The sequence below is a fragment of the Escherichia coli DSM 30083 = JCM 1649 = ATCC 11775 genome (assembly GCF_003697165.2).
Lineage (GTDB): Bacteria > Pseudomonadota > Gammaproteobacteria > Enterobacterales > Enterobacteriaceae > Escherichia > Escherichia coli.
The window spans coordinates 2,447,036-2,462,828 of the sequence record NZ_CP033092.2; the positions used below are offsets into that span (position 1 = coordinate 2,447,036).

At 48.4% G+C, this 15,793-nt stretch carries 15 protein-coding genes and 1 pseudogene; 9 read left to right on the top strand and 7 right to left on the bottom strand.

Annotated elements, in window-relative coordinates:
• Window positions 1–53: 53 nt before the first annotated feature.
• Both EAS44_RS12945 and EAS44_RS12950 read left to right on the top strand, forming a co-directional pair.
• On the top strand, window positions 54–1,727 hold the full coding sequence (locus EAS44_RS12945) for a carbohydrate porin (RefSeq protein ID WP_001022795.1): 1,674 nt from the start codon (window positions 54–56) through the stop codon (window positions 1,725–1,727).
• A 23-nt stretch (window positions 1,728–1,750) separates the two neighbouring features.
• On the top strand, window positions 1,751–3,190 hold the full coding sequence (locus EAS44_RS12950) for a 6-phospho-beta-glucosidase (protein WP_000012592.1): 1,440 nt from the start codon (window positions 1,751–1,753) through the stop codon (window positions 3,188–3,190).
• A gap of 56 nt (window positions 3,191–3,246) precedes the next feature.
• Here EAS44_RS12950 and marB read toward each other — a convergent pair whose 3' ends face one another.
• Genes marB through marR form a run of 3 tightly spaced genes read right to left on the bottom strand, consistent with a single transcriptional unit; the run spans window position 3,247 to window position 4,335 of the window.
• Window positions 3,247–3,465: a multiple antibiotic resistance protein MarB gene (gene marB / locus EAS44_RS12955; RefSeq protein ID WP_000803537.1), complete on the bottom strand. Its 219-nt coding sequence runs from the start codon at window positions 3,463–3,465 to the stop codon at window positions 3,247–3,249.
• A gap of 31 nt (window positions 3,466–3,496) precedes the next feature.
• Window positions 3,497–3,880 carry an MDR efflux pump AcrAB transcriptional activator MarA gene (gene marA / locus EAS44_RS12960; protein WP_000091198.1) on the bottom strand — a complete coding sequence of 128 codons (384 nt, stop codon included), beginning with the start codon at window positions 3,878–3,880 and terminating at the stop codon, window positions 3,497–3,499.
• Between the two features lie 20 nt (window positions 3,881–3,900).
• Complete coding sequence (gene marR, locus EAS44_RS12965) at window positions 3,901–4,335, bottom strand: multiple antibiotic resistance transcriptional regulator MarR (protein WP_000799375.1); 435 nt, start codon at window positions 4,333–4,335, stop codon at window positions 3,901–3,903.
• A 211-nt stretch (window positions 4,336–4,546) separates the two neighbouring features.
• Between marR and marC the strand changes: the two genes are divergently transcribed.
• Window positions 4,547–5,212: an NAAT family transporter MarC gene (gene marC, locus EAS44_RS12970; protein WP_000885042.1), complete on the top strand. Its 666-nt coding sequence runs from the start codon at window positions 4,547–4,549 to the stop codon at window positions 5,210–5,212.
• A 24-nt stretch (window positions 5,213–5,236) separates the two neighbouring features.
• Here the strand turns inward: marC and ydeA are convergent, their stop codons facing one another.
• The 3 genes and pseudogenes from ydeA to ptrR all read right to left on the bottom strand — a co-directional run bounded on the left by ydeA (window position 5,237) and on the right by ptrR (window position 7,647).
• Window positions 5,237–6,427, bottom strand: a complete 1,191-nt coding sequence (ydeA, locus tag EAS44_RS12975) for an L-arabinose MFS transporter (protein ID WP_000210774.1) — start codon at window positions 6,425–6,427, stop codon at window positions 5,237–5,239.
• A 159-nt stretch (window positions 6,428–6,586) separates the two neighbouring features.
• Window positions 6,587–6,688 (bottom strand): annotated as a pseudogene (gene yneK, locus EAS44_RS12980) (putative protein YneK); the annotation flags it as partial.
• 77 nt (window positions 6,689–6,765) lie between these two features.
• Window positions 6,766–7,647, bottom strand: a complete 882-nt coding sequence (gene ptrR, locus EAS44_RS12985; RefSeq protein ID WP_000366517.1) for a putrescine utilization regulator PtrR — start codon at window positions 7,645–7,647, stop codon at window positions 6,766–6,768.
• A 100-nt stretch (window positions 7,648–7,747) separates the two neighbouring features.
• Here ptrR and sad point away from each other — a divergent pair, with 100 nt between their 5' ends.
• The 6 genes from sad to yneE all read left to right on the top strand — a co-directional run bounded on the left by sad (window position 7,748) and on the right by yneE (window position 14,831).
• Complete coding sequence (gene sad / locus EAS44_RS12990) at window positions 7,748–9,136, top strand: succinate-semialdehyde dehydrogenase (RefSeq protein WP_000156631.1); 1,389 nt, start codon at window positions 7,748–7,750, stop codon at window positions 9,134–9,136.
• 63 nt (window positions 9,137–9,199) lie between these two features.
• Window positions 9,200–10,126, top strand: a complete 927-nt coding sequence (gene glsB / locus EAS44_RS12995; RefSeq protein ID WP_000257409.1) for a glutaminase B — start codon at window positions 9,200–9,202, stop codon at window positions 10,124–10,126.
• Window positions 10,126–10,485: a DUF4186 domain-containing protein gene (gene yneG / locus EAS44_RS13000; RefSeq protein WP_001191031.1), complete on the top strand. Its 360-nt coding sequence runs from the start codon at window positions 10,126–10,128 to the stop codon at window positions 10,483–10,485. Before glsB ends, yneG begins: the two co-directional genes overlap by 1 nt.
• 138 nt (window positions 10,486–10,623) lie before the next feature.
• Window positions 10,624–12,042, top strand: a complete 1,419-nt coding sequence (locus tag EAS44_RS13005; protein WP_000558461.1) for a diguanylate cyclase — start codon at window positions 10,624–10,626, stop codon at window positions 12,040–12,042.
• 226 nt (window positions 12,043–12,268) lie between these two features.
• The gene (uxaB, locus tag EAS44_RS13010) at window positions 12,269–13,720 is read left to right on the top strand and encodes a tagaturonate reductase (RefSeq protein WP_000854637.1); all 1,452 of its coding nucleotides are present in this window, start codon (window positions 12,269–12,271) and stop codon (window positions 13,718–13,720) included.
• A gap of 196 nt (window positions 13,721–13,916) precedes the next feature.
• Window positions 13,917–14,831: a bestrophin family protein gene (yneE, locus tag EAS44_RS13015; RefSeq protein ID WP_001306069.1), complete on the top strand. Its 915-nt coding sequence runs from the start codon at window positions 13,917–13,919 to the stop codon at window positions 14,829–14,831.
• Between the two features lie 3 nt (window positions 14,832–14,834).
• Here yneE and tam read toward each other — a convergent pair whose 3' ends face one another.
• Window positions 14,835–15,593 carry a trans-aconitate 2-methyltransferase gene (gene tam, locus EAS44_RS13020; protein WP_001286588.1) on the bottom strand — a complete coding sequence of 253 codons (759 nt, stop codon included), beginning with the start codon at window positions 15,591–15,593 and terminating at the stop codon, window positions 14,835–14,837.
• Window positions 15,594–15,793 lie beyond the last annotated feature (200 nt).

Genomic DNA, 15,793 nt, shown 5'->3' on the forward strand with positions numbered 1-15,793 from the left:
TTTTTCTCCAGTGCGATATCTGGAGGAAATTACTACACTCTTAAGGATAAGTCATGAATATAAAGACGCTTAACGTCAGCCTTTTGTCTATTTCTATTATTACAGCATTGTTTCCGTTGAACGCGATGGCAACAAAATTAACCATAGAGCAGCGCCTTGAATTGCTTGAAAATGAATTGTCGCAAAATAAACAAGAGCTGAAAGCAACACAGAATGAACTGGGAGTATATAAATTCCGACTTTCGACATTACAAAAAAGCATCACAGAAAATAAATATCAATCGGCCTCGCTTGCCGAAATATCAGCGACATCTCCCGTTGCTGATAACATCAAAAATGAAAACGGTGAACAGAACTCGTTTGCCGCAGCACATACTATAAATGGATCGCAGCAAATTGCCGTTATTGAAAGTAAAGGCGATAAAACCACTATCGAAAGCGTGACCCTGAAAGATATCAGTAAATATATAAAGGATGATATTGGATTCAGCTATCAGGGGTACTTCCGCTCAGGCTGGGGCACCGGTAATCACGGCTCACCACAAACTTATGCAGCGGGTTCTCTGGGACGTTTTGGTAACGAGATGAGTGGTTGGTTTGACCTGACCTTAAATCAGCGTGTTTATAATCAGGACGGTAGAACGGCAAATGCGGTCGTTACCTATGATGGAAACGTAGGTCAGCAGTATAACGATGCCTGGTTTGGTGACAGTGCCAATGAAAATATCATGCAGTTCAGTGATATTTATCTGACAACGCGAGGTTTTTTACCCTTCGCACGAGAGGCAGAATTCTGGGTCGGCAAACATAAACTCCCGCAATATGAGATCCAAATGCTGGACTGGAAAACCTTAACCACGGATGTTGCCGCGGGTGTGGGGATTGAAAACTGGGCGCTTGGTGTAGGGCTGTTTGATATGTCCTTAAGCCGAGATGATGTCGATGTTTACTCTCGTGATTTTACGCGTACCAGTCAGATGAATACCAATTCTGTGGATGTTCGTTATCGCAATATCCCGTTATGGGATGATGCGACGTTGTCATTAATGGCTAAATATTCCGCACCTAATAAAACGGATCAACAACAAGATAATGAAAATGACGACAGTTATTTTGAAATGAAAGATAGCTGGATGCTGGCTTCTGTTTTACGGCAAAACTTGCAACGCGATACGTTTAATGAATTTACGTTACAGGTTGCCAATAATTCCTATGCCAGCAGTTTTGCCAGTTTCTCAGATGCCAGTAATACGATGGCGCATGGTCGCTATTACTATGGTGACCATACCAATGGGATCGCCTGGCGTTTAATCTCTCAGGGCGAGATGTATCTGACTGACAATATTATTATGGCTAACGCGCTTGTCTATTCTCATGGCGAAGATGTTTATAGTTATGAAAGTGGCGCTCATAGTGATTTTGACAGTATTCGCACCGTAATAAGACCGGCCTGGATCTGGAATACATGGAATCAGACGGGGCTTGAATTAGGCTGGTTTAAGCAACAGAACAAAACTCAGCAGGGGGTAACGCTAAATGAATCGGCTTATAAAACGACACTCTGGCATGCATTGAAAGTGGGTGAAAGTATTTTAGGTTCACGACCAGAAATTCGCTTCTACGGGACGTATATCAATATTCTGGATAACGAATTATCGAATTTTAAGTTTAATGAGAACAGCAAAGACGAGTTTATGGCCGGCATCCAGGCGGAAGTCTGGTGGTAATCTATTTAGTTAAGGAGTTGTGTATGTCAGGATTTAAAGAAGATTTTTTATGGGGCGGTGCGGTAGCCGCACATCAATTGGAAGGTGGCTGGAATGAAGGAGGAAAAGGCATCAGTATCGCTGATGTAATGACTGCTGGCGCTCACGGGGTGCCGCGTGAAGTGACAGAAGGCGTTATCGACGGACTTAATTATCCCAATCATGAAGCAATTGATTTTTATCATCGCTATAAAACAGATATTCAGTTATTTGCCGGGATGGGATTCAAATGCTTTCGAACTTCCATTGCCTGGACACGAATCTTTCCGCAAGGTGACGAACAGGAGCCGAATGAAGAGGGTTTACAATTTTATGATGATCTCTTCGATGAATGCCTGAAGCAGGGAATGGAACCTGTGGTGACGCTTTCGCATTTTGAGATGCCTTATCATCTGGTGACAAAATATGGTGGCTGGCGAAACCGTAAACTGATCGACTTTTTTATCCACTTCGCATCAACGGTCTTCACGCGCTATAAAGCAAAAGTAAAGTACTGGATGACGTTTAACGAAATCAATAATCAGGTGAATTTCAGCGAAAGCCTGTGTCCATTTACTAATTCCGGTATCTTGTATTCGCCAGAGGAAGATCTCAATGAGCGCGAACAAATAATGTACCAGGCGGTACATTATGAGTTAGTTGCCAGTGCCCTGGCGGTACAGACTGGAAAACTGATCAATCCTGAATTTAATATCGGCTGTATGATTGCTATGTGCCCCATCTATCCTCTGACGTGTGCACCCAACGATATGATGATGGCCACGAAAGCGATGCATCGTCGTTACTGGTTTACTGATGTTCATGCTCGTGGATATTATCCGCAACATATGCTGAATTACTTTGCAAGGAAAGGATTCAACCTCGATATCACACCAGATGATAACGCGATTCTTGCCAGAGGTTGTGTCGACTTTATCGGCTTTAGCTACTACATGTCTTTTACGACGCAATTTTCGCCAGATAATCCGCAACTGGATTATGTTGAACCACGAGATTTGGTCAGCAACCCTTATATCGATACATCCGAATGGGGATGGCAAATTGATCCGGCAGGGCTACGTTATTCACTCAACTGGTTCTGGGATCATTTCCAGTTGCCGCTGTTTATTGTCGAAAATGGATTTGGTGCGGTTGACCAGAGACAAGCTGACGGCACGGTGAACGATCACTATCGCATTGATTACTTTTCCTCCCATATTCGGGAAATGAAAAAAGCCGTAGTTGAAGATGGTGTTGACTTAATTGGCTACACCCCGTGGGGTTGCATTGACCTGGTTTCTGCCGGAACAGGAGAAATGAAAAAACGCTACGGAATGATTTATGTCGATAAAGACAACGAAGGGAAGGGAACGCTGGAACGGATACGTAAAGCATCGTTTTACTGGTATCGGGATCTCATCGCCAACAATGGCGAAAATATATGAGACTTCAGGAAGATATTACGGAAATGTCAGGCTCTGTGATCAGAGCCTGACAATAACTACATAGCGTGTTGATTATAATAGGGCACGCCGAGCGCATCCGACTTATCACTGCCAGTACCCATGTGATTTAAATCAAACGGTGGTTGTTCCTGCGATGTGGGAACAACCACGACATTGCCACAGGAAGTAACAACCGGCTGCGTGGTTTGTTCCGCAACGCCCTGCGCAGAAAAGAGAATAAGCGCAGTTGCTATTGCGGATAAAAGTGGTTTCATGATTGCCTCAGTGACGTTGTCACGTTATCAACTAGTTGTTGTAATGATTTAATGGATGTAAAAAGCGCGATTCACCCTGCATATTGGTCATCCGGTATTTATGCGGCGGAACATCAAAGTAATTTTTGAAGGTTCGGGTCAGAGTTTGTTGGGACTCGAAGCCATATCGTTCCGCCAGATAGAGTATCGGCTCGTTACTTTCCTTCAGCTTTTGCGCGATTTCCGTCATCTTACGGCTACGGATGTATTGGCCTAATGAATGACCGGTTTCTTTTTTAAACATCCGTTGCAGGTGCCATTTGGAGTAACCCGAACGCTCTGACACTTTCTCCAGTGACAGTGGCGATTCCAGGTTGTCCTCGATCCAGTCCAAAATGCTATGAATGGTAATAGCGTCAGTATTGCGTCTGGACATCGTCATACCTCTTTTTTCGTTTACGGCAGGACTTTCTTAAGCAAATGCTCAAGTGTTGCCACTTCGTCCGCCGTCAGGTTTTTTGTTAATTCTTGATGCAGGTCCTGGCCAACTAATTGATGGCATTGTTCACATATTGCCGCGCCGCTGGTGGTAAGTTTTACCAGTACGCCGCGCTTATCATTCGGGTTCGGCAACCTTTCCACCCAGCCTTTACAGACCAGGCGATCCAGCATACGGGTCAGTGCCCCCAGGTCGACCGACAACACTTTTTTCAGTTCAACCGGAGTAATACACGCCGCGCAGCGGATAGAGCAGAGCACCTTAAACTGTGCCGCGGTAATATCCAGCGGAGACAGATACTCGTTAAGCAGGCGATCTTTCTTCTGATTAACCATATGGATTAAGCGACCCAATGGAATAATTTCATTGAACAGATCGCTGGTATTTTTCACATTAGTTGCCCTGGCAAGTAATTAGTTGCAGGGGATAATATTGCCCAGGCAAGTATAAGTCAAATGAATGAATTGACCGATGCCACGTTTTGCTAAATCGGTTCAAGTTTTGGTCAATGCGATGCAAGGTTAGCTAAAGAGTGACACTTTATCCTTGTTTACCCCTTATACTTTTCGCTGATAAACCAGATACACAGGATAACAACCACCAATGTTAGATTTGTTTAAAGCAATAGGCCTGGGGCTGGTGGTGTTACTGCCGTTAGCTAACCCATTGACAACTGTCGCGTTATTTCTTGGCCTGGCAGGCAACATGAGCAGTGCCGAACGTAATCGTCAGTCGTTGATGGCCTCGGTGTACGTATTTGCCATCATGATGGTGGCGTATTACGCCGGGCAACTGGTGATGGATACATTTGGCATTTCGATTCCCGGTCTGCGAATTGCAGGCGGCTTAATCGTCGCGTTTATCGGTTTTCGGATGCTCTTTCCGCAACAGAAAGCGATTGATTCACCGGAAGCGAAAAGCAAGTCGGAAGAGCTGGAAGATGAACCCAGTGCCAATATTGCTTTTGTACCACTGGCAATGCCAAGTACCGCCGGTCCGGGAACCATTGCGATGATTATTAGCTCGGCCTCCACAGTGCGTCAGAGTTCAACCTTCGCTGATTGGGTACTGATGGTTGCGCCGCCGCTGATCTTTTTCCTGGTGGCGGTTATTTTGTGGGGAAGTCTACGCAGCTCTGGCGCAATTATGCGGCTGGTGGGCAAGGGGGGTATTGAAGCGATCTCCCGTCTGATGGGATTCCTGCTGGTATGTATGGGCGTGCAGTTTATTATTAACGGCATCCTGGAAATCATTAAAACGTATCATTAAAAAAGGCCCGAATGGGCCTTTCGACTATTGTGTCTGTTCTTCGAGTGTCACTGGCCAGCGGCGAAAAATGATGATTGACCATATTAACGCAGCAAAAGCAGGCACCGCGCCCACATAACCAATCATCGACATTGACCAGTGCAGACTCACCTGATTACCTACCAACGCACCCGCGCCGATTCCAATATTAAATATCCCGGAGAATAGCGCCATCGCGACGTCGGTGGCATCTGGTGCCAGCGCCAGCACTTTAACCTGCATACCAAGCCCGATGATCATCATCGCGATCCCCCAGAAAATACTCAGCACCCCGAGGTGTATTTCACTGTTCGCCGCAGGTAGCAGCAGCGCCAGGCACACCAGCAATAGCGCAATCGCTGTACTCACCAACGCAGACGCATACTGATTACCCAGTTTACCGAAAATCACGCTGCCAATAATGCCCGCACCACCGAGTAATAACAGTAATGCCGTGGCAAAGTTGGCGCTGAATCCCGCAATGTTTTGTACAAAAGGCTCGATATAGCTGTATGCCGTGTAATGGGCGGTGACAACCACCACAGTTAACAAATAAATGCTCATCAATGCCGGGCGGCGGAACAATAGCGGGAGGCTTTTCAATGAACCGGAATGCTCACTGGGCAGCAAGGGAAGTAACTTAATCAGGCACAAAAGGGTAATAAGCGCCCCGATACCAATCGCGAAGAAGGTCATTCGCCAGCCAAAATACTGCCCCACAATGCGCCCGAGAGGTAAACCTAATACCATTGCCAGTGCTGTACCGGTGGCAATTAAACTCAATGCCTGTGCTCGCTTCCCGGCCGGAGCCATACGGATCGCCAGAGACGCCGTAATAGACCAGAAAATCGCATGTGCAAAAGCCACACCAATACGACTGATCACCAGAACGGTAAAACTCCACGATAAAAACGACAGTACGTGGCTGGCAATAAACACCACAAACAGGCAGATCAGTAATTTGCGGCGTTCAACCTGGCTGGTCATTAACATAAAAGGCAATGACATTAGCGCCACTACCCATGCATAAATTGTCAACATGATGCCGACCTGAGCGGTTTGCATGTGAAAACTATGCGCAATGTCAGAGAGCAGGCCAACAGGGACAAATTCGGTGGTATTGAAGATAAAGGCGGCGACTGCCAGCGTAACGACCCGTAGCCACGCTACTTTGCGGGAAACAGTGTTTGTTGTCATAACAGATTATCGGGTGAGTTGCGAAAAAGTGATGAAATGATCTTAAAACGGTTAATGATGTGAATACAATGCATTTGTGATCTGGATCGCATTTCCATCTCTCTGACGGTTGTTCTGTCACGCATCAGAGAGTTGTTAACATCACATTTTAATGACGATCAGGAAGGGGGCCTGTTCTTCTTTTACTTGAGGTGCAATATTACGAACGGGAAAATCATCAGGAAGAGATATGTAATTGCTGATGCTTACTGGCGTAACCATATTTGCCCCATATAGTCATAAGTCATCGGAACATCACTATATAGAGCATATTAGCCGCATGAACTATCAAAAATAGCTCATTGGTAACCCTGTTTTGCCGAGTCAGGCGCATCCAGCAGTTGAATAAATGCCTCAAGCGGACGCGTTTTCGCACCACGACGCCAGACCAGCCAGGTTGTTAACCAACGCCATTGCTCAGCTAACGGCCACGCTTCAACCTGGTGATGCCCCGGCATACTTTCCAGCATAGAGCGTGGAATAAGCGCAATGCCTGCTCCTGCGACCACACAGGCCAACATCCCGTGATAAGACTCCATCTCGTGAATAGTTCCCGGAGCGGCACCGTCAGCATGAAACCAGCTTTCGAAGTGGCGACGATACGAACAATTGGCGCGGAAGGCATAAATGTTACTGCCATTCACCTGACTGGCACGGGTTACTGGCGCATGTCCTTGTGGCGTGACGATCATCAGTTCCTCGCGGTATACCGGTATCCCGTCAATGGCAGTATGGTTAATGGGCCCATCAATAAACGCCGCATTCAGTTTTCCCTCCAGCACACCTTCCAGCATAGTGCCGGAAGGGCCGGTGGAAAGTGAAAACTGAATTTTGGGATAACGACGGTTAAATTCCGCCAGCGTGGCCGGAATGCGCACTGCAGCGGTGCTTTCCAGCGATCCCAGAGAAAATAAACCTTGCGGCTCATCGCCAGCGACAACGCTCCGCGCTTCATCCACTAACGTGAGAATTTGTTGGCTATAGCGTAAAAAGTTATGCCCGGCAGGCGAGAGACGTAAACGCTGATTCTCGCGAATAAACAGATCAACCCCCAGTTCTGTTTCCAGCTGGCGTAGACGGGTAGTGAGATTCGACGGCACGCGATGCACTTTTGCTGCAGCCTGGGTAATGCTGCCAGCTTCGGCAACCGCGTTGAACATCTCCAGTTGGGTCAGATCCATAGCATTCTCGATTCGTGAATAAGTGGCTTAATATTATTCATTTTAAAGCAAGAGTAAATCTGCGTATCTTCATACCATGACTCATAAAGGAGATACCCCGATGACCATTACTCCGGCAACTCATGCAATTTCGATAAATCCTGCCACCGGTGAACAACTTTCTGTGCTGCCGTGGGCTGGTGTTGACGATATCGAAAACGCGCTTCAGCTGGCGGCAGCAGGCTTTCGCGACTGGCGCGAGACAAATATAGATTATCGTGCTGAAAAACTGCGTGATATCGGTAAGGCTCTGCGCGCCCGTAGCGAAGAAATGGCGCAAATGATCACCCGTGAAATGGGCAAACCAATCAACCAGGCGCGCGCTGAAGTGGCGAAATCGGCGAATTTGTGTGACTGGTATGCAGAACATGGTCCGGCAATGCTGAAGGCAGAACCTACGCTGGTGGAAAATCAGCAGGCGGTTATTGAGTATCGACCGTTGGGGACGATTCTGGCGATTATGCCGTGGAATTTTCCGTTATGGCAGGTGATGCGTGGCGCTGTTCCCATCATTCTTGCTGGTAACGGCTACTTACTTAAACATGCGCCGAATGTGATGGGCTGTGCACAGCTCATTGCCCAGGTGTTTAAAGATGCGGGTATCCCACAAGGCGTATATGGCTGGCTGAATGCCGACAACGACGGTGTCAGTCTGATGATTAAAGACTCGCGCATTGCTGCTGTCACAGTGACCGGAAGTGTTCGTGCTGGAGCGGCTATTGGCGCACAGGCTGGAGCGGCACTGAAAAAATGCGTACTGGAACTGGGTGGTTCGGATCCGTTTATTGTGCTTAACGATGCCGATCTGGAACTGGCGGTGAAAGCGGCGGTAGCCGGACGTTATCAGAATACCGGACAGGTTTGTGCAGCGGCAAAACGCTTTATCATCGAAGAGGGAATTGCTTCGGCATTTACCGAACGTTTTGTGGCAGCTGCGGCAGCCTTGAAAATGGGCGATCCCCGTGATGAAGAGAACGCTCTCGGACCAATGGCTCGTTTTGATTTACGTGATGAGCTGCATCATCAGGTGGAAAAAACACTGGCGCAGGGTGCGCGTTTGTTACTGGGAGGGGAAAAGATTGCTGGGGCAGGTAACTACTATCCGCCAACGGTTCTGGCGAATGTTACCCCAGAAATGACCGCGTTTCGGGAAGAAATGTTTGGCCCCGTTGCGGCAATCACCATTGCGAAAGATGCAGAACATGCGCTGGAACTGGCTAATGATAGTGAGTTCGGCCTTTCAGCGACCATTTTCACCACCGACGAAACACAGGCCAGACAGATGGCGGCACGTCTGGAATGCGGTGGGGTGTTTATCAATGGTTATTGTGCCAGCGATGCGCGAGTCGCCTTTGGTGGCGTGAAGAAGAGTGGCTTTGGGCGTGAGCTTTCCCATTTTGGCTTACACGAATTCTGTAATATCCAGACGGTGTGGAAAGACCGGAACTGACGCTACATATTCAGCTCTGATATACTCGCAGGTCTTTTCAGACCTGCGGTCCAGGAGTAGAAAGTGGCAGTCGCCATGGATAATGCAATTTTAGAAAACATCTTGCGGCAAGTGCGGCCGCTCATTGGTCAGGGTAAAGTCGCGGATTATATTCCGGCGCTGGCTACGGTAGACGGTTCCCGATTGGGGATTGCTATCTGTACCGTTGACGGACAGCTTTTTCAGGCCGGAGACGCGCAAGAACGTTTTTCCATTCAGTCTATTTCCAAAGTGCTGAGTCTCGTTGTCGCCATGCGTCATTACTCCGAAGAGGAAATCTGGCAACGCGTCGGCAAAGATCCGTCTGGATCACCGTTCAATTCTTTAGTGCAACTGGAAATGGAGCAGGGTATTCCGCGTAATCCGTTTATTAATGCCGGTGCGCTGGTGGTCTGCGATATGTTGCAAGGGCGATTAAGCGCTCCTCGGCAACGTATGCTGGAAGTCGTGCGCGGCTTAAGTGGTGTGTCTGATATTTCCTACGATACGGTGGTAGCGCGTTCCGAATTTGAACATTCCGCGCGAAATGCGGCTATCGCATGGCTGATGAAGTCGTTTGGCAATTTCCATCATGACGTGACAACCGTTCTGCAAAACTACTTTCATTACTGCGCTCTGAAAATGAGCTGTGTAGAGCTGGCCCGGACGTTTGTCTTTCTGGCGAATCAGGGGAAAGCTATTCATATTGATGAACCTGTGGTGACGCCAATGCAGGCGCGGCAAATTAACGCGCTGATGGCGACCAGCGGTATGTACCAGAACGCGGGGGAGTTTGCCTGGCGGGTGGGACTACCGGCAAAATCTGGCGTTGGTGGCGGTATTGTGGCGATTGTTCCGCATGAAATGGCCATCGCTGTCTGGAGTCCGGAACTGGATGATGCCGGTAACTCGCTTGCGGGCATTGCAGTCCTTGAACAATTGACGAAACAATTAGGGCGTTCAGTTTATTAATGCAGTCTCTCGATCCACTCTTCGCGCGTTTATCCCGTTCAAAATTTCGCTCTCGCTTTCGTTTGGGTGTGAAAGAGCGTCAGTATTGTCTGGAGAAAGGCGCGCCAGTCATTGAACAACATGCGGCGGATTTTGTCGCTAAACGTCTTGCTCCGGCATTACCGGCTAACGACGGTAAGCAAACCCCCATGCGCGGGCATCCGGTTTTTATCGCTCAACACGCCACCGCGACCTGTTGTCGCGGTTGTCTGGCTAAGTGGCATAACATTCCTCAGGGGGAAGCGTTAAGTGAGGAGCAACAACGTTATATTGTGACGGTAATCTACCACTGGCTGGTTATACAGATGAATCAGCCATGATAATTACGGAAATCGATAAAATGGCATTCATTAGGTATCTTTAGTTGCCGCCGTTGTCAGCGAACATGCTATCCTTTCTAAGAATTTACTTATTGCGTTGAGATAATTGCCACCCGCAATTGTATGGACAGATAATTAATGCATGTACAGCCCATTTCAACTTTCCGTTTGTTCCAGGAAGGTCATCTGCTACGTAATAGCATCGCTATTTTTGTGCTAACCACGCTGTTCTATTTTATTGGTGCAGAGTTACGACTGGTTCACGAACTTTCTCTTTTCTGGCCGCTGAATGGCGTAATGGCGGGGGTGTTTGCCCGCTATGTCTGGCTTAATCGACTGCATTACTATGCGATCAGTTATGTGGCGATGCTGGTTTATGATGCCATAACCACCGAATGGGGGCTGGTTTCACTGGCTATCAATTTCTCCAATATGATGTTTATTGTTACCGTCGCCTTACTGGTCGCGCGGGATAAGAGTCTGGGAAAAAATAAGTATGAGCCAGTAAGTGCCTTACGGCTATTTAATTACTGTCTGCTTGCCGCATTATTATGCGCTATTGTCGGGGCGATTGGTTCGGTCAGTATTGATAGTCTGGATTTCTGGCCTTTGCTTGCCGACTGGTTTAGTGAGCAATTCTCAACGGGCGTGTTGATCGTGCCTTGTATGCTGACGTTGGCAATTCCTGGAGTGCTGCCGCGCTTTAAAGCAGAGCAGATGATGCCTGCTATCGCGCTTATTGTGTCGGTTATTGCCTCGGTAGTCATTGGTGGAGCGGGGAGTCTGGCGTTTCCGCTCCCTGCATTAATCTGGTGTGCAGTGCGCTATACGCCGCAGGTAACATGTCTGTTGACCTTTGTCACCGGTGCGGTGGAAGTCGTACTGGTGGCAAATTCGGTGATTGATATCTCGGTCGGTTCGCCGTTCTCTATTCCGCAAATGTTCTCCGCACGTCTCGGTATTGCCACGATGGCGATATGCCCAATTATGGTTTCCTTTAGCGTGGCAGCGATCCATTCGCTAATGAAGCAAGTTGCGCTGCGAGCCGACTTTGATTTTCTGACTCAGGTTTACTCACGGTCTGGTCTTTATGAGGCGCTGAAAAGTCCATCGCTGAAACAGACACAACATCTGACGGTCATGCTGCTTGATATCGACTATTTCAAAAGCATTAACGATAACTATGGACATGAATGTGGCGATAAAGTGTTAAGCGTGTTTGCCCAGCATATTCAGAAGATTGTCGGTGATAAGGGGCTGGTGGCGCGAATGGGCGGCGAAGAATTTGCTGTTGCAGTGCCGTCGGTGAATCCTGTCGATGGCCTGCTAATGGCGGAAAAAATCCGTAAAGGCGTAGAACTTCAACCGTTCACCTGGCAACAAAAAACGCTTTATCTCACGGTAAGTATTGGCGTCGGTAGTGGTTGCGCATCGTACCGAACGCTGACCGATGACTTTAATAAATTGATGGTCGAAGCCGATACGTGTCTGTATCGCTCGAAGAAAGATGGGCGCAACCGTACCAGCACTATGCGTTACGGTGAGGAAGTTGTCTGACATCTTTATTTACTCAGAGCGAATTAAATGCAATATGTTCTACCACTTTATGATCCAAGAAAAGGCCTGTTTCCTCGATTAAACCATGATCCGCGCCACACTTTTCTCATAAAACTGCTCATTAATCATCAGGAGTTGATCAAAACAGGGGTTCGGCGTATTAAAGTTTGCTAACCTGTCGTACCAATTCAAACAGGTTGTATGACTAATCAGAAGGGAACCCATTGTGAAAACACTAAATCGTCGCGATTTTCCCGGTGCACAGTATCCAGAACGTATCATTCAGTTTGGTGAAGGTAACTTCCTGCGCGCCTTTGTTGACTGGCAAATCGATCTCCTGAATGAGCACACCGATCTGAATTCTGGCGTGGTCGTTGTTCGTCCGATTGAAACTTCATTCCCGCCGTCACTGAGCACGCAGGATGGTCTTTATACCACCATTATCCGTGGCCTGAATGAGAAGGGTGAAGCGGTCAGCGACGCGCGCCTGATTCGCTCGGTTAATCGTGAAATCAGCGTCTACAGTGAATACGATGAATTCCTGAAACTGGCTCACAATCCGGAAATGCGCTTTGTTTTCTCTAACACCACCGAAGCGGGTATCAGCTACCATGCGGGCGATAAATTCGATGACGCGCCAGCGGTAAGTTATCCGGCAAAACTGACCCGTCTGCTGTTCGAACGTTTTAGCCATTTCAACGGTGCGCTGGATAAAGGTTGGATCATCATCCCGTGTGAGTTGATTGACTATAATGGCGACGCGTTGCGTGAACTGGTGCTGCGCTATGCGCAAGAGTGGGCACTGCCAGAAGCATTTATTCAATGGCTGGATCAGGCTAACAGCTTCTGTTCTACGCTGGTGGACCGTATCGTTACCGGTTATCCGCGTGATGAAGTGGCTAAACTGGAAGAAGAACTGGGCTACCACGATGGTTTCCTCGACACCGCTGAACACTTTTACCTGTTTGTGATTCAGGGGCCGAAATCCTTAGCGACTGAACTTCGTCTGGACAAATATCCGCTCAACGTGCTGATCGTTGACGATATTAAACCGTATAAAGAACGCAAAGTGGCAATCCTCAACGGTGCGCACACCGCGCTGGTGCCGGTGGCGTTCCAGGCAGGGCTGGATACCGTAGGTGAAGCGATGAACGATGCTGAAATTTGCGCATTCGTTGAAAAAGCCATCTACGAAGAAATTATTCCGGTACTGGATTTGCCACGCGATGAGCTGGAGTCTTTCGCCAGTGCAGTCACCGGACGTTTCCGTAACCCGTACATCAAGCATCAACTGCTGTCTATCGCGCTCAACGGTATGACCAAGTTCCGCACACGCATCCTGCCGCAGCTGCTGGCAGGGCAGAAGGCAAACGGCACACTTCCGGCGCGCCTTACTTTCGCATTAGCGGCATTGATTGCGTTCTATCGCGGTGAGCGTAATGGAGAAACATATCCGGTACAGGACGATGCACACTGGCTGGAACGTTATCAGCAACTCTGGAGCCAGTATCGTGACCGTGTTATCGGGACCCAGGAACTGGTAGCGATTGTGTTGGCAGAAAAAGACCACTGGGAGCAGGACCTGACGCAAGTGCCTGGTCTGGTCGAGCAGGTTGCTAATGACCTGGATGCGATTCTCGAAAAAGGGATGCGCGAAGCTGTACGCCCGTTGTGCTAATACTCTGAACCCGGTTTCGACCGGGTTTCTTATTTCGCTATATTAGTTACAACATTCTATGTGCCTTTATCATTAACAGGTGCCACATGCAGCACCTGTTAATGTTGTAAGCTTGTAGGTAATTTGTAAGTAGCGTCTTGAGAATGTGATCGTAATCACGTTTAATAGGGCGACTTTTCCACGCCTGAAGATAACCATGATTGTTCGTCCACAACAACACTGGCTGCGCCGTATTTTTGTCTGGCACGGTTCAGTATTATCCAAGATATCCTCGCGCTTACTACTCAATTTTCTCTTTTCTATCGCTGTTATTTTCATGCTGCCCTGGTACACGCATTTGGGCATTAAATTCACCCTCGCACCGTTCAGCATTCTCGGTGTCGCCATCGCCATTTTTCTTGGTTTTCGTAATAATGCCGGGTACGCCCGTTACGTTGAAGCGCGAAAACTTTGGGGGCAGTTGATGATTGCCTCACGGTCGTTACTGCGCGAGGTAAAAACGACATTGCCAGATTCGGCAAGTGTAAGGGAGTTTGCCCGGCTGCAAATCGCCTTCGCTCACTGTTTACGCATGACATTACGCAAACAACCACAGGCGGAAGTGCTGGCTCAATATCTCAAGACGGAAGATCTTCAGCGTGTACTGGCTTCGAACTCTCCAGCTAACCGTATCTTGTTAATAATGGGGGAGTGGTTGGCGGTTCAGCGCCGCAATGGGCAGCTTTCAGATATCCTGTTTATTAGCCTCAACGATCGGCTTAATGATATTTCAGCAGTTCTGGCAGGCTGCGAGCGCATTGCCTACACGCCAATTCCCTTTGCCTACACCCTGATTTTGCATCGTACCGTTTATCTGTTTTGTATCATGCTGCCGTTCGCGCTGGTCGTGGATCTGCATTACATGACGCCTTTTATCTCTGTGCTGATTTCCTACACTTTTATTTCGCTGGATTGTCTGGCGGAAGAACTGGAAGATCCCTTCGGTACTGAAAACAATGATTTACCGCTGGATGCCATCTGCAACGCTATTGAAATTGACCTGTTACAGATGAACGATGAAGCAGAAATTCCAGCGAAAATTCTTCCCGATCGCCATTACCAGCTGACGTGATAATTACTCCGTACGGCGGGCAACAATAAACAGACGCGGAAATGCCAGCAATATCTGTCCGTTCTCCTGGAGGGGATATTGCTCTTCCAGCATCTGATGGTAGCGCGTAAGAAAATGCTGCTGTTCGCTCTCGGTCAGATCCTGTAACCACGGACGTAATCCAGTGGCGGTCACCCAATCGATAATCGCCTGGTGCGACGGCATCTGGTGATAGTAAGTGGTTCGCCAGATATCGACCTCACATCCGGCTTCACTCAGAATATCGTAGTAAGCATGAACGCCAGCCAGCGGCTCACGCCCGCGATCCGGGTAGTTTTGTTCCCAGGCAACTTCGCGCATGAGCACATGGGTCGGCTCCAGCCAGTTATCTGGCATCTGTACTGCCAGCACGCCCAGCGGACTGAGTAACGAAACCAAATGAGGAAACAATTCGTAGTGGTCGGGCAGCCATTGCAGCGAGGCATTAGCAAAAATCAGATCGAGTGCCTGTTCCGGTTGCCAGTTGCGGATATCTGCTTCCACAAACAGGCAGTCTGGCAAAGCACTGCGCGCTTCAGCAATCATCGCCGGAGATGAGTCGATGCCCGTTATCCTGGCAGCAGGCCAACGTTGGTGTAGAAGGGCGGTGCTGTTACCTGGGCCACAGCCAAGATCGGCAATGTATTCGATATTCTCCAGCGACACCCTGGCAAGCAGCTCCACCGCCGGACGCGATCGTTCAGCGGCAAAGTGTAGATATAAAGAGGGGTTCCAGTCAGACATTTTTTTACTCCCGTCAGCGCGTTACCCCAATTGTAGATAAAACTGATAAATTCGCCTCACGGCATCACCCCATTGAACAGACGTTTTTTACGCGGCCAGGTCATTAAGATTACAGATTCCGGTAGTCAAAGAAGCCACCTCATTAGGATGTGCTTTTTTAAATCCTCCTTTTTATCCGCGATCGCGGATATCGCAGCGTT

Coding starts and splice junctions, on each gene's coding strand:
- yneG (WP_001191031.1), top strand. CDS start 10,126: ATGCAGTCTCTCGATCCACTCTTCGCGCGTTTATCCCGTTCAAAATTT.
- marC (WP_000885042.1), top strand. CDS start 4,547: ATGTTAGATTTGTTTAAAGCAATAGGCCTGGGGCTGGTGGTGTTACTG.
- ptrR (WP_000366517.1), bottom strand. CDS start 7,647: ATGGATCTGACCCAACTGGAGATGTTCAACGCGGTTGCCGAAGCTGGC.
- marA (WP_000091198.1), bottom strand. CDS start 3,880: ATGTCCAGACGCAATACTGACGCTATTACCATTCATAGCATTTTGGAC.
- EAS44_RS12945 (WP_001022795.1), top strand. CDS start 54: ATGAATATAAAGACGCTTAACGTCAGCCTTTTGTCTATTTCTATTATT.
- ydeA (WP_000210774.1), bottom strand. CDS start 6,427: ATGACAACAAACACTGTTTCCCGCAAAGTAGCGTGGCTACGGGTCGTT.
- tam (WP_001286588.1), bottom strand. CDS start 15,593: ATGTCTGACTGGAACCCCTCTTTATATCTACACTTTGCCGCTGAACGA.
- yneE (WP_001306069.1), top strand. CDS start 13,917: ATGATTGTTCGTCCACAACAACACTGGCTGCGCCGTATTTTTGTCTGG.
- sad (WP_000156631.1), top strand. CDS start 7,748: ATGACCATTACTCCGGCAACTCATGCAATTTCGATAAATCCTGCCACC.
- EAS44_RS12950 (WP_000012592.1), top strand. CDS start 1,751: ATGTCAGGATTTAAAGAAGATTTTTTATGGGGCGGTGCGGTAGCCGCA.
- marB (WP_000803537.1), bottom strand. CDS start 3,465: ATGAAACCACTTTTATCCGCAATAGCAACTGCGCTTATTCTCTTTTCT.
- EAS44_RS13005 (WP_000558461.1), top strand. CDS start 10,624: ATGCATGTACAGCCCATTTCAACTTTCCGTTTGTTCCAGGAAGGTCAT.